Genomic DNA, 21935 nt, shown 5'->3' on the forward strand with positions numbered 1-21935 from the left:
GTTCTTTTCATAAATCTGTCATAAATCTGACGCATAATGGCGTCGCATTAATGATCGCAATCTATCTCTTACAACAGGGCAAATCATGGCGAGACGTATTCTGGTCGTAGAAGATGAAGCTCCAATTCGCGAAATGGTCTGCTTCGTACTCGAGCAAAATGGCTTTCAGCCAGTCGAAGCGGAAGATTATGACAGTGCTGTGAACCAACTGAATGAACCCTGGCCGGATTTAATTCTCCTCGACTGGATGTTACCCGGCGGTTCCGGTATCCAGTTCATCAAACATCTTAAGCGTGAGTCAATGACCCGGGATATCCCGGTGGTGATGTTGACCGCCAGAGGGGAAGAAGAAGATCGCGTGCGTGGACTTGAAACCGGCGCGGATGACTATATCACCAAGCCGTTTTCGCCGAAGGAGCTGGTGGCGCGAATTAAAGCGGTGATGCGCCGTATTTCCCCTATGGCGGTAGAAGAGGTGATTGAGATGCAGGGGCTAAGTCTCGATCCGACTTCTCACCGGGTGATGGCGGGCGAAGAGCCGCTGGAGATGGGGCCGACAGAATTTAAACTACTGCACTTTTTTATGACCCATCCCGAACGCGTGTACAGTCGCGAACAACTGTTAAATCATGTCTGGGGAACCAACGTATATGTGGAGGACCGCACGGTCGATGTCCACATTCGTCGCCTGCGTAAAGCACTGGAGCCTGGCGGGCATGACCGCATGGTGCAGACCGTGCGCGGTACCGGATATCGTTTTTCAACCCGCTTTTAACGCCTTGCTCATCGGACGCAGAGCAGGGCTTATGATTTCTTAACTGGAGTATCTTACGTGCTGGAACGGCTGTCGTGGAAAAGGCTGGTGCTGGAGCTGCTACTTTGCTGCCTCCCGGCCTTCATCCTGGGTGCTTTTTTTGGTTACCTGCCCTGGTTTTTGTTGGCATCGGTAACGGGACTGCTTATCTGGCATTTCTGGAATTTATTGCGTCTTTCATGGTGGCTGTGGGTTGACCGCAGTATGACGCCGCCACCGGGGCGTGGTAGCTGGGAACCGCTGCTGTACGGCTTACACCAGATGCAACTGCGTAATAAAAAACGTCGCCGCGAGCTGGGCAATCTTATTAAACGTTTTCGTAGCGGCGCGGAGTCGCTGCCCGATGCGGTGGTGCTGACTACGGAAGAGGGCGGCATTTTCTGGTGCAACGGTCTGGCGCAACAAATTCTTGGCCTGCGCTGGCCGGAAGATAATGGGCAGAACATCCTTAACCTGCTGCGTTACCCGGAGTTTACGCAATATCTGAAAACTCGCGATTTTTCTCGCCCGCTTAATCTGGTACTCAACACCGGGCGGCATCTGGAAATTCGCGTCATGCCTTATACCCATAAACAGTTGCTGATGGTGGCGCGCGATGTCACGCAAATGCATCAACTGGAAGGGGCGCGGCGCAACTTTTTTGCCAACGTAAGCCATGAGTTGCGTACACCGTTGACGGTATTACAGGGCTACCTGGAGATGATGCATGAGCAGCCGCTGGAAGGCGCAGTTCGAGAAAAAGCGTTGCACACCATGCGTGAACAGACCCAGCGGATGGAGGGGCTGGTAAAGCAGTTGCTGACACTGTCAAAAATTGAAGCTGCACCAACGCAGTTGCTGAATGAGAAGGTTGATGTGCCGATGATGCTGCGCGTTGTTGAGCGTGAAGCTCAGACTCTGAGCCAGCACAAACAGACATTTACTTTTGAAATTGATAACAACCTCAAAGTGTCTGGCAATGAAGATCAGCTACGTAGTGCGATTTCCAACCTGGTTTATAACGCGGTGAATCATACGCCGGAAGGTACACATATTACCGTGCGCTGGCAGCGAGTACCGCACGGTGCCGAGTTTAGCGTTGAAGATAACGGGCCAGGCATTGCACCGGAGCATATTCCGCGACTGACGGAGCGTTTTTATCGTGTTGATAAAGCGCGTTCCCGACAAACAGGTGGCAGCGGATTAGGGTTAGCCATCGTTAAACATGCGGTGAATCATCACGAAAGTCGCCTGAATATTGAGAGTACATTGGGTAAAGGCACGCGTTTCAGCTTTGTTTTGCCGGAACGTTTAATTGCCAAAAACAGTGATTAATCCACCTTTGTCATTTTTTGTTTCCACAAGCCAGCCGACGCTGGCTTTTTTTGTTTGCAGTCAAAAAACGAACGCTAAATTTCACAACGAATGGTGATTTTTTGTTCGCATGATTAGCCATATCTTTTTCACTGAAATAGTGTTTTATACTGATTGATGATTTCTTATCGATATATACCTCTGGTTTTTAGATCCCTCCTTGCTTTAAAACGTTATAAGCGTTTAAATTGCGCATCAGATGCTGTCATACTGACTGCATTAAAGCGGTAAATCGAAAAACTATTCTTCGCCGCATTTGGTCGGGAGTTTTTCCCGCTAAAATTGTTTAAAAATACCGCTGTATCATCCCCAGGGATTGGCACAAAAATTTAACGTTACAACACCACATCCACAGGCAGTATGATTTATGACCCATCAGTTAAGATCGCGCGATATCATCGCTCTGGGCTTTATGACATTTGCGTTGTTCGTCGGCGCAGGTAACATTATTTTCCCTCCCATGGTCGGCTTGCAGGCGGGCGAACACGTCTGGACTGCAGCGTTCGGCTTCCTCATTACTGCCGTTGGTCTGCCGGTATTAACGGTGGTGGCGCTGGCGAAAGTTGGCGGCGGCGTTGACAGCCTGAGCACGCCAATTGGTAAAGTTGCCGGTGTACTGCTGGCAACGGTTTGCTACCTGGCGGTGGGGCCGCTGTTTGCGACGCCGCGTACAGCAACAGTCTCCTTTGAAGTGGGGATTGCGCCGTTGACAGGCGACTCCGCGCTTCCGCTGTTTATCTACAGCCTGGTCTATTTCGCTATCGTTATTCTGGTTTCCCTCTATCCGGGCAAACTGCTGGATACAGTCGGTAACTTCCTTGCGCCGCTGAAAATTATCGCGCTGGTTATCCTGTCTGTTGCTGCAATTGTCTGGCCAGCGGGTTCTATTAGTACCGCGACAGAGTCTTATCAAAACGCTGCGTTTTCTAATGGCTTCGTCAACGGCTATCTGACGATGGATACGCTGGGCGCAATGGTATTTGGGATCGTTATTGTTAACGCAGCGCGTTCTCGCGGCGTTACTGAAGCGCGCCTGCTGACCCGTTATACCGTCTGGGCGGGCCTGATGGCGGGTGTTGGTTTAACGCTGTTGTACCTGGCGCTGTTCCGTCTGGGTTCAGACAGCGCGTCGCTGGTTGATCAATCCGCGAACGGCGCGGCAATTCTGCATGCTTACGTTCAGCACACTTTTGGCGGCGGCGGTAGTTTCTTGCTGGCGGCGTTAATTTTCATTGCCTGCCTGGTTACGGCGGTTGGCCTGACCTGTGCCTGTGCGGAATTCTTCGCCCAGTACGTACCGCTCTCTTATCGTACGCTGGTGTTTATCCTCGGCGGTTTCTCGATGGTGGTGTCTAACCTTGGCTTGAGCCAGCTGATTCAGATCTCCGTACCGGTGCTGACCGCTATTTATCCGCCGTGTATCGCACTGGTTGTATTAAGTTTTACGCGCTCATGGTGGCATAATTCGTCCCGCGTGATTGCTCCGCCGATGTTTATCAGCTTGCTTTTTGGTATTCTCGACGGGATCAAAGCATCCGCATTCAGCGATATCTTACCGTCCTGGGCGCAGCGTTTACCGTTGGCCGAACAAGGTCTGGCGTGGTTAATGCCAACAGTGGTGATGGTGGTTCTGGCCATTATCTGGGATCGCGCGGCAGGTCGTCAGGTGACCTCCAGCGCTCACTAAATCACTGAAAATTTGTTTTAACCACGGGGCTACGATGCCCCGTGGTTTTTTATTGTGTTGATGGGTTAGGAATTGATGGAAAGTAAGAACAAGCTAAAGCGTGGGCTAAGTACTCGACACATACGCTTTATGGCACTGGGTTCAGCAATCGGCACCGGGTTGTTTTACGGTTCGGCAGACGCCATCAAAATGGCCGGACCGAGCGTGTTGTTGGCCTATATTATCGGTGGCGTCGCGGCGTATATCATTATGCGCGCGCTGGGAGAAATGTCGGTACATAATCCGGCCGCCAGCTCTTTCTCGCGCTATGCACAGGAAAACCTTGGCCCGCTGGCAGGTTATATCACCGGCTGGACCTACTGCTTTGAAATCCTGATCGTCGCCATCGCCGATGTGACCGCTTTCGGTATTTATATGGGCGTCTGGTTCCCGACAGTACCGCACTGGATTTGGGTGTTGAGCGTGGTATTAATCATCTGCGCTATCAACCTGATGAGCGTAAAAGTCTTCGGCGAGCTGGAGTTCTGGTTCTCGTTCTTTAAAGTTGCCACCATTATCATCATGATTGTCGCTGGTTTCGGCATCATCATCTGGGGGATTGGCAACGGCGGGCAACCGACCGGTATCCATAACCTGTGGAGCAACGGCGGCTTCTTCAGTAACGGCTGGCTTGGCATGGTCATGTCGTTGCAAATGGTGATGTTTGCCTACGGTGGCATCGAAATTATTGGTATTACTGCCGGTGAAGCGAAAGAGCCGGAGAAATCTATTCCACGCGCCATTAACTCTGTGCCGATGCGTATTCTGGTGTTTTATGTCGGTACGCTGTTCGTCATTATGTCTATTTATCCGTGGAATCAGGTTGGCACCGCCGGTAGCCCGTTTGTGCTGACGTTCCAGCATATGGGCATTACCTTTGCCGCCAGTATTCTTAACTTTGTTGTGCTGACAGCCTCGTTATCGGCAATTAACAGCGACGTGTTTGGTGTAGGCCGTATGCTGCACGGCATGGCAGAGCAGGGCAGCGCGCCGAAAATTTTCAGCAAAACCTCGCGTCGCGGTATTCCGTGGGTCACGGTACTGGTGATGACCACTGCGCTGCTGTTTGCGGTGTACCTGAACTACATCATGCCGGAAAACGTTTTCCTGGTGATCGCTTCGCTGGCAACCTTCGCCACGGTGTGGGTATGGATTATGATCCTGTTGTCGCAGATTGCTTTTCGTCGGCGTCTGCCGCCGGAAGAAGTTAAGGCTCTGAAGTTTAAAGTACCGGGCGGAGTGGCAACAACTATCGCGGGTTTGATTTTCTTGCTCTTTATTATCGGGCTGATTGGTTACCACCCTGACACGCGTATTTCTCTGTATGTTGGTTTCGCGTGGATTGTTGTGCTGTTGATTGGCTGGATGTTTAAACGCCGCCGCGATCGCCAGCTGGCTGAAAATCACTAATTCCTCTGTACTGTAAACCGGGTCAGGAACAAATCCTGATCCGGCTATTCCGAAAGTTATCCGCCCCCGCCCTCCTCCCCCAAATATCCTTAAGATGATGAGTGATCCTGCATTAGGCTATGGCAAGGTGATCAGATTTTCATCACAGGGGAATTATGATGTTAAATGCATGGCACCTGCCGGTGCCCCCATTTGTTAAACAAAGCAAAGATAAACTGCTCATTACACTGTGGCTGATGGGCGAAGAGTCGCCGCAACGCATTATGCTGCGCACGGAAAACGATAACGAAGAAACGTCAGTGCCGATGCATAAACAGCGCAGTCAGCCGCAGCCTGGCGTAACGGCATGGCGAGCAGCGATTGCTCTCTCTTGCGGGCAGCCGCGGCGACGCTATAGCTTTAAATTGCTGTGGCACGATCGCCAGCGTTGGTTTACGCCGCAAGGCTTCAGCCGTATACCGCCCGCTCGACTGGAACAGTTTGCCGTCGATGCACCGGATATTGGTCCACAATGGGTAGCGGATCAGGTTTTTTATCAGATCTTCCCGGATCGTTTTGCTCGTAGCCTTCCTCGCGAAGCTGGGCAGGATCGTGTCTATTACCATCATGCGGCCGGGCGGGAGATTATTCTGCGCGATTGGGAGGAACCGATTACTGCGCAGGCGAGCGGATCAACGTTCTATGGCGGCGATCTGGACGGTATTAGTGATAACTTGCCGTATCTGAAAAAACTTGGTGTAACGGCGCTGTATCTTAATCCGGTGTTTAAAGCACCGAGCGTACATAAATACGATACCGAGGATTATCGCCATGTCGATTCGCAATTTGGCGGTGACGGGGCGTTACTGCGTTTGCGGCACAATACGCAGCAGCAGGGAATGCGGCTGGTGCTGGACGGCGTGTTTAACCACAGTGGCGATTCTCATGCCTGGTTCGACCGACACAACAGTGGGACAGGTGGAGCCTGCCATAATCCTGAATCTCCCTGGCGCAGTTGGTACTCGTTTAGTGATGATGGCACGGCGCTTGACTGGCTGGGCTATGCCAGTCTGCCTAAACTGGATTATCAGTCGGAAAGTCTGGTGAATGAAATTTATCGCGGCGAAGACAGTATTGTCCGCCACTGGCTGAAAGCGCCGTGGAATATAGATGGCTGGCGGCTGGATGTGGTGCATATGCTGGGGGAAGCGGGGGGCGCACGCAATAATTTGCAGCATGTTGCCGGGATCACCAAAGCCGCAAAAGAAACCCAGCCGGAAGCGTATATTGTGGGCGAGCATTTTGGCGATGCGCGGCAATGGCTACAGGTCGATGTGGAAGATGCCGCCATGAACTATCGCGGCTTCACATTCCCGTTGTGGGGATTTCTCGCCAATACCGACATCTCTTATGATCCGCAGCAGATTGACGCCCAAACCTGTATGTCCTGGATGGATAATTACCGCACAGGGCTTTCTCATCAACAACAATTACGCATGTTTAATCAGCTTGATAGCCACGATACCGCGCGATTTAAAACGCTGCTCGGTCGGGATGTTGCGCGTCTGCCGCTGGCGGTGGTCTGGCTGTTCACCTGGCCTGGTGTACCGTGCATTTATTACGGTGATGAAGTGGGACTGGATGGCAAAAACGATCCGTTTTGCCGTAAGCCGTTCCCCTGGCAGGTGGAAAAGCAGGATACGGCGTTATTCGCGCTGTACCAGCGAATGATTGCGCTGCGTAAGAAAAGTCAGGCGTTGCGTCGTGGCGGCTGTCAGGTGCTGTATGCGGAAGATAATGTGGTGGTGTTTGTTCGTGTGCTGAATCAGCAGCGTGTGCTGGTGGCGATCAACCGTGGCGAAGCGTGTGAAGTCGTGTTACCCGCGTCGCCGTTGCTTAATGTCGCGCAATGGCAACGCAAGGAAGGGCATGGACAATTGGCGGAAGGGATTCTGGTGTTGCCTGCAATTTCGGCCACGGTGTGGATGAACTAATACCTTACAACGCTTTGCGTGACGCCTGCGCCATCATCCACGGATAAAACCGCCAGAAGCGGGTTTCGAGGGCGTCATAATGGGCGTCTAAATCGTACCAGGAGTCACGCAGGGCATCCAGACGTGGGCGACGGCTTGCCATGCCGTTTAACACGTTCTGGATGAAATCCATATCGCGATAGCGCACCAGCCATTGCTCTGACCATAAATAATTGTTCAGGTTGATAAAACGCGGCGGTGAGTCCGGCAAAATAGCCATCACTTGCTCGCGGGCATAACAGACAAATTCCTCTAACGGAAAATCGGGCGACAGCTGCGACCAGTGGCGGGAAAGAAAGTGATCCCACATGACATCCAGCGTAATAGGCGCAACACGGCGAGTTTCATTACGAAACCACTCTCGCGCTTCGCGGACTTCCGGCAGATTATCGGTTAATACGTCGATACGCCGATGCATATGAATGCCAGCCACGACGTCGGGTGGAAAACTTTCTTCAGGATTTCCGCGAACAAAATCAGCCAGTAAGTTGCCAGAAAGCGAGCTTTCAGCGAGATGGGCTAAATGCAGGTGAGCTAAAAAATTCATATACACTTCATCCTTCAAACTGCCTCTTCGTTGGCTGCCTTTACTCACCCCAGTCACTTACTTAATGTAAGCTCCTGGGGACTCATTCAGTTGCCATCTCGATGCATCTTGAATGATTTTGTGTATAGATTATGTCATCCATCAAGGAGGGTAAAGGTTGCAGGGAGAGCGCCCCGGCACTAGACTACCCGCCTCTTATTTTAGTCTGAGTCAGTGTCATGCGCGTTACCGATTTCTCCTTTGAATTGCCCGAAACCCTGATTGCCCACTATCCCATGCCTGAACGCAGTAGCTGTCGTTTACTGTCGCTGGACGGGCCGACGGGTGCGCTGACGCACGGTACTTTCACCGATTTACTCGATAAGCTCAACCCCGGCGATCTTCTGGTTTTTAATAATACCCGCGTGATCCCGGCGCGCCTGTTTGGGCGTAAAGCCAGCGGCGGCAAGATTGAAGTGCTGGTTGAGCGGATGCTCGACGACAAACGCATTCTCGCGCATATTCGCGCCTCGAAAGCGCCAAAGCCGGGCGCAGAGCTGCTGCTGGGCGATGACGAAAGCATCAACGCCACAATGACCGCGCGCCACGGCGCATTGTTTGAAGTCGAATTTAACGATGAGCGCTCGGTGCTGGATATTCTCAACAGCATTGGCCATATGCCGTTGCCGCCGTATATCGACCGTCCAGACGAAGATGCCGACCGCGAACTTTATCAAACGGTTTATAGCGAAAAACCGGGCGCGGTAGCGGCTCCGACTGCTGGACTGCATTTTGACGAACCGCTGCTGGAAAAATTACGCGCCAAAGGCGTTGAGATGGCATTCGTGACCCTGCACGTGGGAGCGGGTACGTTCCAGCCAGTACGTGTTGACACTATTGAAGATCACATCATGCACTCGGAATACGCCGAAGTGCCGCAGGATGTGGTTGATGCGGTACTGGCGGCGAAAGCGCGCGGTAACCGGGTGATTGCGGTAGGCACCACCTCGGTTCGTTCGCTGGAAAGCGCGGCCCAGGCGGCGAAAAACGATCTTATCGAACCGTTTTTTGACGATACCCAAATTTTTATCTATCCGGGTTTCCAGTACAAAGTGGTCGATGCTCTGGTGACTAACTTCCACCTGCCTGAGTCGACGCTGATTATGCTGGTTTCAGCATTTGCCGGCTATCAACACACCATGAACGCCTATAAAGCGGCGGTAGAAGAGAAATATCGCTTTTTTAGTTACGGTGATGCGATGTTTATCACGTACAATCCGCAGGCAATTAATGAGCGCGTCGGGGAGTAATTCCGCGGCGCTGGTTTAAACGTTGGACTGTTTTTCTGACGTAGTGGAGAAAAAATGAAATTTGAGCTGGACACTACCGACGGTCGCGCACGCCGTGGCCGCCTGGTTTTCGATCGCGGCGTAGTGGAAACGCCTTGTTTTATGCCTGTTGGCACCTACGGTACCGTAAAAGGGATGACGCCGGAAGAAGTTGAAGCCACTGGCGCGCAAATTATTCTCGGTAACACGTTCCACCTGTGGTTGCGTCCGGGACAGGAAATCATGAAACTGCATGGCGATCTGCACGATTTCATGCAGTGGAAAGGCCCAATCCTTACCGATTCTGGCGGCTTCCAGGTTTTCAGCCTCGGCGATATTCGTAAAATTACCGAACAGGGCGTGCACTTCCGTAATCCCATCAACGGCGACCCGATTTTTCTTGACCCTGAAAAGTCGATGGAGATTCAGTACGATCTTGGTTCAGATATCGTCATGATCTTTGATGAGTGTACGCCGTATCCTGCTGACTGGGATTACGCAAAACGCTCCATGGAGATGTCTCTGCGTTGGGCGAAACGTAGTCGCGACCATTTCGACCGCCTCGGCAACAAAAATGCGTTGTTTGGCATTATTCAGGGCAGCGTTTACGAAGATTTACGTGATATCTCTGTTAAAGGTCTGGTGGATATCGGTTTTGATGGCTACGCTGTCGGCGGTCTGGCGGTAGGTGAGCCGAAAGCAGATATGCACCGTATTCTGGAGCATGTGTGTCCGCAAATTCCGGCAGACAAACCGCGTTACCTGATGGGGGTCGGTAAACCAGAAGATCTGGTTGAAGGCGTGCGTCGCGGTATCGATATGTTTGACTGCGTAATGCCAACCCGTAATGCCCGAAATGGCCATTTGTTCGTGACCGATGGCGTGGTGAAAATTCGTAATGCGAAGTATAAGAGCGACACGGGACCTCTGGATCCAGAGTGTGATTGCTACACTTGTCGCAATTATTCACGTGCCTACTTGCATCATCTTGATCGTTGCAACGAAATATTAGGCGCGCGACTCAATACCATTCATAACCTTCGTTACTACCAGCGTTTGATGGCGGGTTTACGCAAGGCTATTGAAGAGGGTAAATTAGAGAGCTTCGTAACCGATTTTTACCAGCGTCAGGGGCGAGAAGTACCACCTTTGAACGTTGATTAATATTAATAATGAGGGAAATTTAATGAGCTTTTTTATTTCTGATGCGGTAGCGGCAACGGGTGCTCCGGCGCAAGGTAGCCCGATGTCTTTGATTTTGATGCTGGTGGTTTTCGGTCTGATTTTCTATTTCATGATCCTGCGCCCACAGCAGAAGCGCACCAAAGAACACAAAAAGCTGATGGACTCCATCGCCAAAGGCGATGAAGTGCTGACGAACGGTGGCCTGGTCGGTCGCGTAACCAAAGTAGCGGAAAACGGCTACATTGCTATCGCACTGAATGACACCACTGAAGTAGTTATTAAACGTGACTTCGTAGCTGCCGTTCTGCCGAAAGGCACCATGAAGGCGCTGTAATTAAAATTTTTCCCTAAGGGAATTGCCGTGTTAAACCGTTATCCTTTGTGGAAGTACGTCATGCTGATCGTGGTGATTGTCATCGGTCTGCTGTATGCGCTTCCCAACCTGTTTGGTGAGGATCCGGCTGTTCAGATCACTGGCGCGCGCGGAGTCGCCGCCAGTGAGCAAACGCTGATCCAGGTCCAGAAAACGTTACAAGAAGAAAAAATAACTGCTAAGTCTGTGGCACTGGAAGAGGGCGCTATTCTTGCGCGCTTCGACTCCACTGACACTCAACTGCGCGCTCGTGAAGCATTAATGAGCGTTCTGGGTGACAAATACGTCGTGGCGCTTAACCTTGCTCCGGCAACGCCGCGCTGGCTGGCAGCTATTCATGCTGAGCCGATGAAGCTCGGCCTCGACTTGCGTGGCGGGGTTCACTTCCTGATGGAAGTGGATATGGACACCGCGCTTGGCAAACTCCAGGAACAAAATATCGATAGCCTGCGCAGCGACCTGCGTGAAAAAGGCATCCCATATACCACCGTTCGTAAAGAAAATAACTACGGCCTGAGCATCACCTTCCGCGATGCCAACACCCGTGATGAAGCCATCGCATATCTGAGCAAGCGTCACCCTGATTTGGTGATTAGCAGCCAGGGCAGCAACCAGTTGCGTGCAGTAATGAGCGATGCGCGTCTGAGCGAAGCGCGTGAATATGCGGTACAGCAGAACATTAACATCCTGCGTAACCGTGTAAACCAGCTCGGCGTGGCTGAGCCTGTGGTTCAGCGTCAGGGCGCCGATCGTATCGTGGTCGAACTGCCGGGTATTCAGGATACCGCTCGTGCGAAAGAAATTCTCGGTGCGACGGCAACGCTGGAATTCCGTCTGGTAAATACCAATATTGACCAGGCCGCTGCCGCATCAGGCCGCGTACCGGGCGACTCTGAAGTGAAACAGACCCGCGAAGGTCAGCCGGTTGTGCTGTACAAACGTGTGATTCTGACCGGTGATCACATCACCGACTCCACTTCCAGCCAGGATGAATATAACCAGCCGCAGGTTAACATCTCGCTCGACAGCGCCGGTGGCAACATCATGTCTAACTTCACCAAAGACAATATCGGTAAACCGATGGCGACTTTGTTCGTGGAGTACAAAGACAGCGGTAAGAAAGATGCTAACGGTCGTGCGGTTCTGGTGAAACAGGAAGAGGTGATTAACATCGCCAACATCCAGTCTCGCCTGGGTAACAGCTTCCGTATTACTGGCATCAACAACCCGAGCGAAGCGCGTCAGCTTTCATTACTGTTGCGTGCTGGTGCGTTGATTGCGCCGATTCAGATTGTTGAAGAGCGTACCATTGGTCCGACTCTGGGGATGCAGAACATTGAACAGGGGCTGGAAGCATGTCTCGCCGGCTTGCTGGTTTCTATTCTGTTCATGATCCTCTTCTACAAGAAGTTTGGTTTGATTGCGACCAGTGCGCTGATTGCCAACCTGATCTTGATCGTCGGTATTATGTCGCTGCTGCCAGGTGCAACGCTGAGTATGCCGGGTATAGCGGGTATCGTCTTAACCCTTGCGGTGGCGGTCGATGCGAACGTACTGATCAACGAACGTATTAAAGAAGAGTTGAGCAACGGACGTACCGTTCAGCAGGCAATTGATGAAGGTTATCGTGGCGCATTCAGTTCCATCTTCGATGCGAACATTACCACGCTGATCAAAGTTATCATCCTGTACGCAGTGGGTACCGGGGCAATTAAAGGGTTCGCGATTACTACCGGTATCGGTGTGGCGACGTCGATGTTTACCGCGATTGTCGGTACGCGTGCCATCGTAAACCTGCTATATGGCGGCAAACGCGTCAAGAAGCTGTCAATCTGAGGAGTGCGATGTGGCACAGGAATATACTGTTGAACAACTAAACCATGGCCGTAAAGTTTATGACTTTATGCGCTGGGACTACTGGGCTTTCGGCATCTCAGGTCTGCTGTTAATCGCCTCGATCGTCATTATGGGCGTGCGCGGCTTTAACTGGGGGCTGGATTTCACCGGTGGTACGGTTATTGAAATTACGCTCGAAAAACCGGCTGAAATTGATGTGATGCGTGACGCATTGCAGAAAGCCGGCTTTGAAGAGCCGATGCTGCAAAACTTCGGTAGCAGCCACGACATCATGGTCCGCATGCCGCCTGCTGAAGGCGAAACTGGCGGCCAGGTGTTGGGCAGCAAAGTTCTGAAGGTGATTAACGAATCGACTCATCAGAACGCGGCGGTGAAACGTATTGAGTTCGTCGGCCCGAGCGTGGGCGCGGACCTTGCGCAGACTGGCGCCATGGCGCTGATGGCAGCACTGCTGTCTATCCTTGTGTACGTTGGTTTCCGCTTCGAGTGGCGACTGGCGGCGGGGGTGGTTATCGCGCTGGCGCACGACGTTATCATTACGTTGGGTATTTTGTCGTTATTCCATATCGAGATTGACCTGACAATCGTTGCATCGTTGATGTCGGTTATCGGTTACTCGCTTAACGACAGTATCGTGGTATCGGACCGTATTCGCGAAAACTTCCGCAAAATCCGTCGCGGTACGCCTTACGAAATCTTTAACGTGTCGCTGACCCAGACGCTGCATCGTACATTGATTACGTCAGGTACGACCTTAATGGTTATCCTGATGCTGTACCTCTTCGGTGGCCCGGTGCTGGAAGGCTTCTCGCTGACTATGCTTATCGGTGTTTCCATCGGTACCGCATCTTCCATCTATGTTGCATCAGCGCTGGCTCTGAAACTGGGCATGAAGCGCGAACACATGCTGCAGCAGAAAGTGGAAAAAGAAGGGGCGGACCAGCCGTCAATTCTGCCATAATCAGGCCTTCCATGGTTACCAAAATCCCGGTCTTAGGAGCGGGATTTTTTTCCATTTTGACGATTGCGAAAACCCCCACATCTTGGGAAACTGCGCCTAACCCTACATTTCATCCAGGTAACTTTTCATGGCAATCATTCCAAAAAACTATGCGCGGTTAGAAAGCGGCTATCGTGAAAAAGCGCTGAAACTCTATCCGTGGGTGTGTGGACGCTGCTCCCGCGAGTTTGTCTACTCCAATCTGCGTGAACTTACCGTTCACCATATCGATCACGACCACACCAATAACCCGGAAGATGGTAGTAACTGGGAATTGTTGTGCCTGTATTGCCACGACCATGAGCATTCGAAATATACCGAAGCGGATCAGTATGGTACGACTGTTATCGCAGGAGAAGATGCGCAGAAAGATGTCGGTGAAGCGAAGTACAACCCATTCGCTGATTTAAAAGCGATGATGAATAAGAAGAAGTGATTAAAACGAAAAATTGCCTGATGCGCTACGCTTATCAGGCCTACGTTATCTCCGCAATATATTGAATTTGCGTGCTTTTGTAGGCCGGATAAGGCGTTTACGCCGCATCCGGCGTGAACAAAGCGCACGTTGTTAACAATCTGAAATGCCGGATACAAAATCCGGCATTTCATTCATCAGAAGTTGTAACCTACTACCAGGTAACCACCCCAACCGGTAGAGCGAACGTTGAAGTTGCCCTTACCAAAGTTCAGTTCTGCGTCGTCGTTCCACTGACCGCCGTTGTGCCAGTAACGGGCTACTACAGAATAGTGCCAGTGATCGTAGTTCAGCGCCAGAATATGGCTGGATGCGATAGAGTTATTGGTACGTGCTTTGTTACCGTTCAGGTTGGTGAAGTCTTCGTCACCCAGGTCAGAGCCCCAGTCAAAGTTGGTGAAGCCGATGTAGCTCAGTTGACCGCCCCACAGATCGGTAATCGGCACGAAATATTTCACTTTGAAACGGTAGCCGTCCCATTCGTTTTCGTTCGCGGCACCGTAGTTCTGCCACTGATACTTCGCATACACGTTCATGGACAGGCTCATCGGCAGTCCAGTGTCGATATCAGTACCCAGACCCATGTACCAGGTGCTCTGGCGACCATCTTTATTACGACCCATATCGTAGATGTAGTTGTTCGCGAAATACCACTCTTTGAACGGGCCGAAGCTCAGATCGGTATTAGTCAGTTTATCGATGGAGAAGCGCGGTTCGATTTCCATAAACAGCGGAGAACCGTGGTTCCAGATACCTTTTGCATCGGTGTTACCGCCGAAGAATACCGGCGCATCTGCGTAACCATAGAAGTCGAACCAGTCTTTTTTAGCGAATGCTTCGTACTCGAGGTAGGTATCGTTACGGAGCTGAGGTCCGAAACGTGTGTGATAGCTTCCTACAACGTTAACGCTCTGGTGCCACCAGTCGGAGAGATACTGCGGTTTGTCATTTTCAGCTGCGTTGACAGTAAAAGATGATGAGAGCGCCAGTACCGCACCGGCTGCCAGTAATGTTTTTTTCATATGTATGCCACTGTTGGAAAATCCCTTGCGGGAGTGAAAAAGACGAAAAATGCGTTTCTAAATATTTCGTATACAGAGGAGCCTATTATAAAAATCATTGCTCACAAAAATATGTGTCGTTTCACAGTTCTATCATTTACGTAATCGATTGCGTTCACGTTTACACACATTCGGGCGGGGATTGTACTGACTTTCATCTTTGTTGCAAACTTTTACTATCATTCTGGCTGATGTCAGCCAGGTAACATGGAAGCAGCGACAGATGTTACAGAATGCACAAAATACCTTGAAAAACGTTTATTGCATAACAGGCTGAATATCGTGAATGCGTACAAAGTCTAATTGTTCAGGTGAAATGCCGTTTAACTGTAACGGGATGTCAACATCGCTGGGGGCGAGAACGCTGGCAGGTGCATTAATCAATTGATTCTGCACATTGATTTCCTGAAAGTTGTCTATTGTTCCCTGAATTTTCCCATATTCAACGGTTCCGCTGAATGCAGGTAAAGGATCATTGGATTCGCCCTGAATACGCAACGTCAGCATTGTGCCATTTGTATCTGGAGAAATATTCACCAAAGATATGCGTAAGGTGCCGATCTGGCTTTCCAGGCGTGCGGGGGTTTTCGAGCCTGGCAGGAGGTAAACACCACTATTGGATTTCGCATTGAGCCTGTTTTGTTGGGTGATTTTGACGGTTTCTTTATTGAGTTGCGTCATCTCTTGACTCAGCGTGCTGACGCTGTGTTTCATCTGGCGGATTTCGCTTTGCTGTACACAGGCGCTTAGAGTAAACAGGCTTCCCAGCAGAATCGGTCGCAAACACACTTTAATGTTCATAGGGCGTCCCTTTTTGTCGCAATTAGCCTAATAGTAGTGGGTAAAGGCCACGAAAACATCGCTCCTTTGTCTCAAAAGCGTTGCGCCTTTGTTGTATCGTCAGTTCAGGGTAAAATAGATTTCTGTTAACCACCTGGTCAGGACGCCGTATGCATTGCCCATTCTGTTTCGCCGTGGACACTAAGGTTATTGACTCTCGTCTCGTGGGCGAGGGCTCATCCGTACGCCGCCGCCGGCAGTGTCTGGTGTGTAATGAACGTTTCACCACCTTCGAAGTGGCGGAACTGGTTATGCCGCGCGTTGTGAAAAGCAACGATGTGCGCGAACCGTTTAATGAAGAGAAATTGCGTAGTGGAATGCTACGGGCGTTGGAAAAACGTCCGGTCAGTTCCGATGATGTCGAAATGGCGATTAACCATATTAAATCGCAACTACGTGCCACCGGAGAACGCGAAGTGCCCAGCAAGATGATTGGCAATCTGGTGATGGAACAATTGAAAAAACTCGATAAAGTCGCCTATATCCGCTTTGCTTCCGTTTATCGTAGTTTCGAAGATATCAAAGAATTTGGCGAAGAGATCGCGCGCCTGGAGGATTAAGCCGTGCAGGACGAGTATTACATGGCGCGGGCGCTAAAGCTGGCGCAGCGAGGGCGTTTTACCACTCATCCCAACCCGAATGTTGGGTGTGTCATTGTGAAAGATGGCGAAATTGTTGGTGAAGGTTATCATCACCGCGCGGGTGGACCGCATGCCGAAGTACATGCGTTGCGCATGGCTGAAGAGAAAGCCAAAGGCGCGACTGCGTATGTGACACTCGAACCTTGCAGCCATCATGGTCGTACACCGCCGTGCTGTGACGCATTGATTGCCGCAGGCGTGGCGCGTGTGGTTGCCGCGATGCAGGACCCCAATCCGCAGGTTGCAGGACGAGGGCTTTATCGCCTGCAACAAGCGGGTATTGACGTCAGTCACGGCCTGATGATGAGTGAAGCTGAGCAATTAAATAAAGGCTTTCTCAAGCGCATGCGTACCGGTTTTCCTTATGTACAGCTAAAACTCGGTGCATCGCTTGATGGTCGCACGGCAATGGCCAGCGGTGAAAGCCAGTGGATCACTTCACCTCAGGCGCGACGTGATGTGCAACGTCTGCGTGCGCAAAGTCATGCCATTTTAACCAGTAGTGCCACGGTACTGGCTGACGATCCAGCTTTAACGGTGCGTTGGTCTGAACTGGATGAACAAACGCAGACGCTTTATCCGCAAGAGAATTTACGCCAGCCAGTTCGTATTGTCATTGATAGTCAAAATCGTGTAACGCCGGAACACCGCATCGTACAGCAGCCGGGTGAAACCTGGTTTGCGCGTACTCAGGAAGATTCTCGTCATTGGCCGGAGACGGTGCGCACCTTGTTGATACCGGAATATAACAGACATCTCGATTTGGTCATGCTGATGATGCAACTGGGTAAACAGCAGATTAATAGCATCTGGGTCGAAGCGGGGCCGACGCTTGCGGGTGCATTGCTCCAGGCGGGGTTAGTCGATGAGCTGATTGTTTATATCGCGCCTAAACTATTAGGCAGCGAGGCCCGCGGATTATGTACGCTGCCGGGGCTTGAGAAATTAGCTGATGCGCCCCAATTTAAATTCAAAGAGATACGACATGTAGGCCCGGATATTTGCCTGCATTTAGTGGGCGCATGATCTCCCGGCTCGAAAGGGAAGCAGCGCACAAAATATTATGCTAAAATCCGCCCCCCTGCGGGGCCATACTCGAACCCGAAGGAAAAAAATGAACATTATTGAAGCTAACGTTGCTACCCCGGACGCTCGCGTCGCCATCACCATTGCGCGTTTCAACAACTTTATCAATGACAGCCTGCTTGAAGGTGCCGTTGACGCACTGAAACGTATCGGTCAGGTAAAAGATGAAAACATTACCGTAGTTTGGGTGCCGGGTGCCTATGAGCTGCCGCTGGCGGCTGGCGCACTGGCTAAAACCGGTAAATACGACGCGGTGATTGCGCTGGGCACGGTTATTCGTGGCGGCACTGCCCATTTCGAATATGTGGCTGGTGGTGCAAGCAACGGCCTGGCGCATGTTGCCCAGGATAGCGAAATTCCGGTTGCTTTTGGGGTTCTGACCACTGAAAGCATTGAACAAGCGATTGAACGTGCTGGCACCAAAGCTGGCAACAAAGGTGCAGAAGCTGCACTGACCGCGCTTGAAATGATTAATGTATTGAAAGCCATCAAGGCCTGAAATTAGTAAGGGGAAATCCGTGAAACCTGCTGCTCGTCGCCGCGCTCGTGAGTGTGCCGTCCAGGCGCTCTACTCCTGGCAGTTGTCCCAGAACGACATCGCTGATGTTGAATATCAGTTCCTGGCTGAACAGGATGTAAAAGACGTTGACGTCCTGTACTTCCGTGAGCTGCTGGCCGGGGTGGCGACTAACACCGCATACCTCGACGGACTGATGAAGCCCTACCTGTCCCGCCTGCTGGAAGAACTGGGCCAGGTAGAAAAAGCTGTACTGCGCATTGCGCTGTACGAGCTGTCTAAACGTAGTGATGTGCCGTACAAAGTGGCCATTAACGAAGCGATCGAACTGGCAAAATCGTTCGGCGCAGAAGACAGTCATAAGTTCGTCAACGGTGTACTCGATAAAGCAGCACCTGTGATTCGCCCTAACAAAAAGTGACACCCAGGCCGGTAGAGTAGCGGAAAACAGTTTCGCGCTCGCCGGCCTTTTCTTTTTTTACCTGCTGAGGCATAACGTATGGCATGCGGCGAGTTCTCCCTGATTGCCCGTTATTTTGACCGAGTAAGAAGCTCCCGTCTTGATGTCGAACTGGGCATCGGCGACGATTGCGCACTTCTCAATGTTCCCGAGAAACAAACTCTGGCGATCAGCACCGATACGCTGGTGGCGGGCAACCACTTCCTTCCTGATATCGATCCTGCGGATCTGGCGTATAAAGCGCTGGCGGTGAACTTAAGCGATTTGGCGGCGATGGGCGCCGATCCGGCCTGGTTGACGCTGGCATTAACCTTACCGGACGTCAACGAAGCGTGGCTTGAGTCCTTCAGCGACAGTTTGTTTGATCTTCTTAATTATTACGATATGCAGCTCATTGGCGGCGATACTACACGTGGGCCGTTATCGATGACGCTGGGTATTCATGGTTTTGTCCCAATGGGACGTGCTTTAACGCGCTCTGGCGCTAAACCTGGTGACTGGATCTACGTGACTGGCACGCCGGGAGATAGCGCTGCCGGGTTGGCGATTTTGCAAAACCGTCTTCAGGTTACCGATACTAAAGATGCTGAATATTTAATAAAACGCCATCTCCGCCCGACACCGCGTATTTTACAAGGGCAGGCGCTGCGTGACCTGGCGAATTCGGCAATCGATCTTTCTGATGGTTTGATTTCCGATCTGGGGCATATCGTGAAAGCCAGCGACTGCGGCGCGCGTATTGATCTGGCATTGTTGCCATTCTCTGACGCGCTTTCTCGTCACGTCGAATCGGAGCAGGCGCTGTGCTGGGCGTTATCTGGCGGTGAAGATTACGAGTTATGTTTCACCGTGCCGGAGCTTAACCGTGGCGCGCTGGATGTCGCGTTGGGGAATCTTGGTGTGCCGTTTACCTGCATCGGGCAAATGACCGCTGATATTGACGGACTCTGTTTTATTCGTGACGGCGAACCTGTCACGCTTGACTGGAAAGGATATGATCATTTTGCCACGCCATAAAGATGTCGCGAAAAGCCGCCTGAAAATGAGTAACCCGTGGCACCTGTTGGCGACGGGATTTGGTAGCGGATTAAGTCCGGTTGTCCCTGGTACGATGGGATCGCTGGCGGCGATCCCTTTCTGGTATTTGATGACCTTTTTGCCCTGGCAACTCTATTCGCTGGTGGTGATGCTGGGGATCTGTATTGGCGTCTATCTTTGTCATCAAACGGCGAAAGATATGGGCGTGCACGATCACGGCAGTATAGTCTGGGACGAGTTTATCGGTATGTGGATCACCCTGATGGCCATTCCTGCGATGAACTGGCAATGGGTATTAGCTGGATTTCTTATTTTTCGTATTTTCGATATGTGGAAACCCTGGCCAATTCGTTGGTTTGACCGTAATGTGCACGGTGGAATGGGAATTATGATCGATGATATTGTCGCAGGGGTGATTTCGGCAGGGATATTATACTTTATTGGTCATCACTGGCCGGTAGGCATCATCTGATGTGTTAGTTGAACAGTGCAGTAATGTATTAATATTGGGTATGTAATTTAGTACTGATTGCGATTAATAGAGTGCCCCTGAAAGGGGCACTGTTGGTTTTTTAATAATTCATCTTATAAAAAATATTATTAACAATTTCCTCAAAATAAAGGTCAATTGTCTCGTTTATTGTGCTATAGGATTCTAGCGATATGTCATGTATGGCGTTTATTATCTCCGGGCTTTGCCTTATAATTTTATCTATATTAGAATCTACAATAATTTTCGCCATTTGAGACCTCATTAGCGAATTTTCTATCGCCTTAGTATTCAGTTTTTCTTTTTTATACTGAGTTATAAGAGATTTTTTTACATGTTGAGGATTAAATATAATGTCAGGGGCTGTTGTCTTATTAAATATATCACTGTACTGACTGTTTTTCTTCATAAAGAGATTAATATTGTTTTTTGTCTCTTTAATTGTTTCTTCTTTATTAAAATGTAATGGGTGAGGGTTCTTATCTGAAATTAAATATTGGATGATTACGTCTGCAAATTGTTTATTAGATTTTTTTATTTCACTATCTTCTACGATTTCTTTGAACGCCTGTTTAAGCTGCTCACCTTTGTTTGTATATTGATCCCAGTTATAATTTTTTATAAATTCATTGTATTGTTCTTTGTCGTTATCTTTATTTTTATTATGAACATTGGATAATATAGCCAGATTCAGTGTTGTATCTTCCATCTGATTTTTATCAGGAATTGTAATGTTTGATAAATTACAACTGCTAAAATTAGCGCCCCGGCAATCAGATTTTGATAGATCTACCCATGATAAATTGGAGCCAATGCAGGAACTATTTCTGAGGATAATACCTTCAAGATCATTCCCTCTTTTGTTTTCGTTATTATAACCTTTACCTGGAAGCATAGTATTATTAATATTAGCGCCGTTGCAATCAGTATTATTAAGATTACAGTTCTCAAATATGCACCCAGAAAAATTAGAACTGGTGCAATTTGCATCTTTAAGATCAACGTAAAAAAGCTTAGAATTTTTGAGATCAACACCTGAGAGATTGAAACCCTCCATATTTTGGGTAGATATAGTGGTGTGTGCTAAACAGAGACCTCTTAAATCTAACTTCCCATTTTCATCTGTTTCTAAGGCAATTGAATAATCTTTTACTACCTTGTCATAGAAGATAATAGCGCCTTTCATAACTATTTTGCCATCCTGATCAGGAGCAAATTCAATTTTATGGTGAAAACTATTATTTGAAACTTCTCTGGTTGCTGATGCAATGTTATTCCAGAAACGGCAGAGTGTATATTGTTTTTGTATGGCTGAAAGGTTGTTTTGTCTTATATTCAAATAATCATCTATTGTTGAATTTGAGTTTATATTAAGAAAAGAATCTGGCATTTGAGCTGAATCGGCATTTAAATCTGATTTAATGTTGATAAACTCTTTGATTGCTCTCTTCACTTTATCTTTTTCACTGTTGCAAAAAAAATCATGAATTTTGTCCCATAGCCATTCGAAAATGTTTTGTTTGGGAGTTGGTTTTAGTGATTCTTTAAAATCTATCGCCGAAAAATTATTAACTTGAACTGGACTAGACATGATTGAAACCCTCTTACACAATATTAATTATGATTTAATATATAAGGGATATGCCTTGGGTAAACTATCAAAATTCGCTCAAATTGATGCTTTCACAGAGTTTTGATGATTTGTTTGATATTCAATGAGTTGTAGGAGCATATATCTTGTAT

General features: G+C 49.7%; 21 protein-coding genes. 17 read left to right on the forward strand and 4 right to left on the reverse strand.

All coding sequences use genetic code 11. The annotated features are described in order from the left end of the window. Window positions 1-85: 85 nt before the first annotated feature. From phoB to malZ, 5 genes are all read left to right on the forward strand, one after another. Window positions 86-775 (forward strand): phosphate response regulator transcription factor PhoB, encoded by a 690-nt coding sequence (gene phoB / locus PS053_RS19895; protein WP_000113933.1) that lies wholly within the window; start codon window positions 86-88, stop codon window positions 773-775. 57 nt (window positions 776-832) lie between these two features. Then, entirely contained in the window at window positions 833-2128 is a 1296-nt protein-coding gene (gene phoR, locus PS053_RS19900; protein ID WP_054412566.1) for a phosphate regulon sensor histidine kinase PhoR, read from the forward strand. Window positions 2129-2534: 406 nt separating this feature from the next. Then, a complete protein-coding gene (gene brnQ / locus PS053_RS19905; RefSeq protein ID WP_000149646.1) occupies window positions 2535-3854 on the forward strand; it encodes a branched-chain amino acid transporter carrier protein BrnQ in 1320 nt (439 codons plus the stop codon). Between the two features lie 75 nt (window positions 3855-3929). After that, entirely contained in the window at window positions 3930-5303 is a 1374-nt protein-coding gene (proY, locus tag PS053_RS19910; RefSeq protein ID WP_010341228.1) for a proline-specific permease ProY, read from the forward strand. 155 nt (window positions 5304-5458) lie between these two features. Next, window positions 5459-7276, forward strand: a complete 1818-nt coding sequence (gene malZ / locus PS053_RS19915; RefSeq protein ID WP_256879056.1) for a maltodextrin glucosidase — start codon at window positions 5459-5461, stop codon at window positions 7274-7276. Between the two features lie 4 nt (window positions 7277-7280). Here the strand turns inward: malZ and acpH are convergent, their stop codons facing one another. Then, window positions 7281-7862 (reverse strand): ACP phosphodiesterase, encoded by a 582-nt coding sequence (gene acpH / locus PS053_RS19920; RefSeq protein WP_001009869.1) that lies wholly within the window; start codon window positions 7860-7862, stop codon window positions 7281-7283. Window positions 7863-8080: 218 nt separating this feature from the next. Between acpH and queA the strand changes: the two genes are divergently transcribed. The 6 genes from queA to yajD all read left to right on the forward strand — a co-directional run bounded on the left by queA (window position 8081) and on the right by yajD (window position 14020). Then, window positions 8081-9151 carry a tRNA preQ1(34) S-adenosylmethionine ribosyltransferase-isomerase QueA gene (queA, locus tag PS053_RS19925; RefSeq protein ID WP_059224555.1) on the forward strand — a complete coding sequence of 357 codons (1071 nt, stop codon included), beginning with the start codon at window positions 8081-8083 and terminating at the stop codon, window positions 9149-9151. A gap of 54 nt (window positions 9152-9205) precedes the next feature. Then, entirely contained in the window at window positions 9206-10333 is a 1128-nt protein-coding gene (gene tgt / locus PS053_RS19930; protein WP_000667314.1) for a tRNA guanosine(34) transglycosylase Tgt, read from the forward strand. Window positions 10334-10355: 22 nt separating this feature from the next. Further along, window positions 10356-10688 carry a preprotein translocase subunit YajC gene (gene yajC, locus PS053_RS19935; RefSeq protein ID WP_000007629.1) on the forward strand — a complete coding sequence of 111 codons (333 nt, stop codon included), beginning with the start codon at window positions 10356-10358 and terminating at the stop codon, window positions 10686-10688. 27 nt (window positions 10689-10715) lie between these two features. Continuing rightward, the gene (gene secD, locus PS053_RS19940; protein WP_000934831.1) at window positions 10716-12563 is read left to right on the forward strand and encodes a protein translocase subunit SecD; all 1848 of its coding nucleotides are present in this window, start codon (window positions 10716-10718) and stop codon (window positions 12561-12563) included. Window positions 12564-12573: 10 nt separating this feature from the next. Next, window positions 12574-13545 carry a protein translocase subunit SecF gene (gene secF, locus PS053_RS19945; RefSeq protein ID WP_000046649.1) on the forward strand — a complete coding sequence of 324 codons (972 nt, stop codon included), beginning with the start codon at window positions 12574-12576 and terminating at the stop codon, window positions 13543-13545. 127 nt (window positions 13546-13672) lie between these two features. Then, entirely contained in the window at window positions 13673-14020 is a 348-nt protein-coding gene (gene yajD, locus PS053_RS19950) for an HNH nuclease YajD (protein ID WP_000974823.1), read from the forward strand. A gap of 176 nt (window positions 14021-14196) precedes the next feature. Here yajD and tsx read toward each other — a convergent pair whose 3' ends face one another. Both tsx and PS053_RS19960 read right to left on the reverse strand, forming a co-directional pair. After that, window positions 14197-15081, reverse strand: coding sequence for a nucleoside-specific channel-forming protein Tsx (gene tsx / locus PS053_RS19955; protein ID WP_273774353.1), 885 nt, complete (start codon window positions 15079-15081; stop codon window positions 14197-14199). 297 nt (window positions 15082-15378) lie between these two features. Further along, window positions 15379-15921 (reverse strand): SadB/YajI family lipoprotein, encoded by a 543-nt coding sequence (locus tag PS053_RS19960; protein ID WP_001022832.1) that lies wholly within the window; start codon window positions 15919-15921, stop codon window positions 15379-15381. A 149-nt stretch (window positions 15922-16070) separates the two neighbouring features. On the opposite strand from PS053_RS19960, the gene nrdR reads away from it, so the two are divergent. From nrdR to pgpA, 6 genes are all read left to right on the forward strand, one after another. Beyond that, the gene (nrdR, locus tag PS053_RS19965; RefSeq protein ID WP_000543535.1) at window positions 16071-16520 is read left to right on the forward strand and encodes a transcriptional regulator NrdR; all 450 of its coding nucleotides are present in this window, start codon (window positions 16071-16073) and stop codon (window positions 16518-16520) included. A gap of 3 nt (window positions 16521-16523) precedes the next feature. Further along, window positions 16524-17627: a bifunctional diaminohydroxyphosphoribosylaminopyrimidine deaminase/5-amino-6-(5-phosphoribosylamino)uracil reductase RibD gene (gene ribD, locus PS053_RS19970; protein ID WP_256879055.1), complete on the forward strand. Its 1104-nt coding sequence runs from the start codon at window positions 16524-16526 to the stop codon at window positions 17625-17627. An 88-nt stretch (window positions 17628-17715) separates the two neighbouring features. Then, window positions 17716-18186, forward strand: a complete 471-nt coding sequence (ribH, locus tag PS053_RS19975) for a 6,7-dimethyl-8-ribityllumazine synthase (protein ID WP_001021162.1) — start codon at window positions 17716-17718, stop codon at window positions 18184-18186. A 19-nt stretch (window positions 18187-18205) separates the two neighbouring features. Next, complete coding sequence (gene nusB, locus PS053_RS19980; protein WP_000801125.1) at window positions 18206-18625, forward strand: transcription antitermination factor NusB; 420 nt, start codon at window positions 18206-18208, stop codon at window positions 18623-18625. Window positions 18626-18703: 78 nt separating this feature from the next. Continuing rightward, complete coding sequence (gene thiL / locus PS053_RS19985; protein ID WP_000752131.1) at window positions 18704-19681, forward strand: thiamine-phosphate kinase; 978 nt, start codon at window positions 18704-18706, stop codon at window positions 19679-19681. Further along, entirely contained in the window at window positions 19659-20174 is a 516-nt protein-coding gene (gene pgpA, locus PS053_RS19990; RefSeq protein ID WP_000584832.1) for a phosphatidylglycerophosphatase A, read from the forward strand. Before thiL ends, pgpA begins: the two co-directional genes overlap by 23 nt. Before the next feature lie 100 nt (window positions 20175-20274). On the opposite strand, the gene PS053_RS19995 is transcribed toward pgpA, so the two are convergent. Beyond that, window positions 20275-21783, reverse strand: a complete 1509-nt coding sequence (locus tag PS053_RS19995) for a pentapeptide repeat-containing protein (RefSeq protein ID WP_256921741.1) — start codon at window positions 21781-21783, stop codon at window positions 20275-20277. Window positions 21784-21935: the final 152 nt, after the last annotated feature.

The organism is Escherichia albertii, from assembly GCF_028622335.1.
Lineage (GTDB): Bacteria > Pseudomonadota > Gammaproteobacteria > Enterobacterales > Enterobacteriaceae > Escherichia > Escherichia albertii.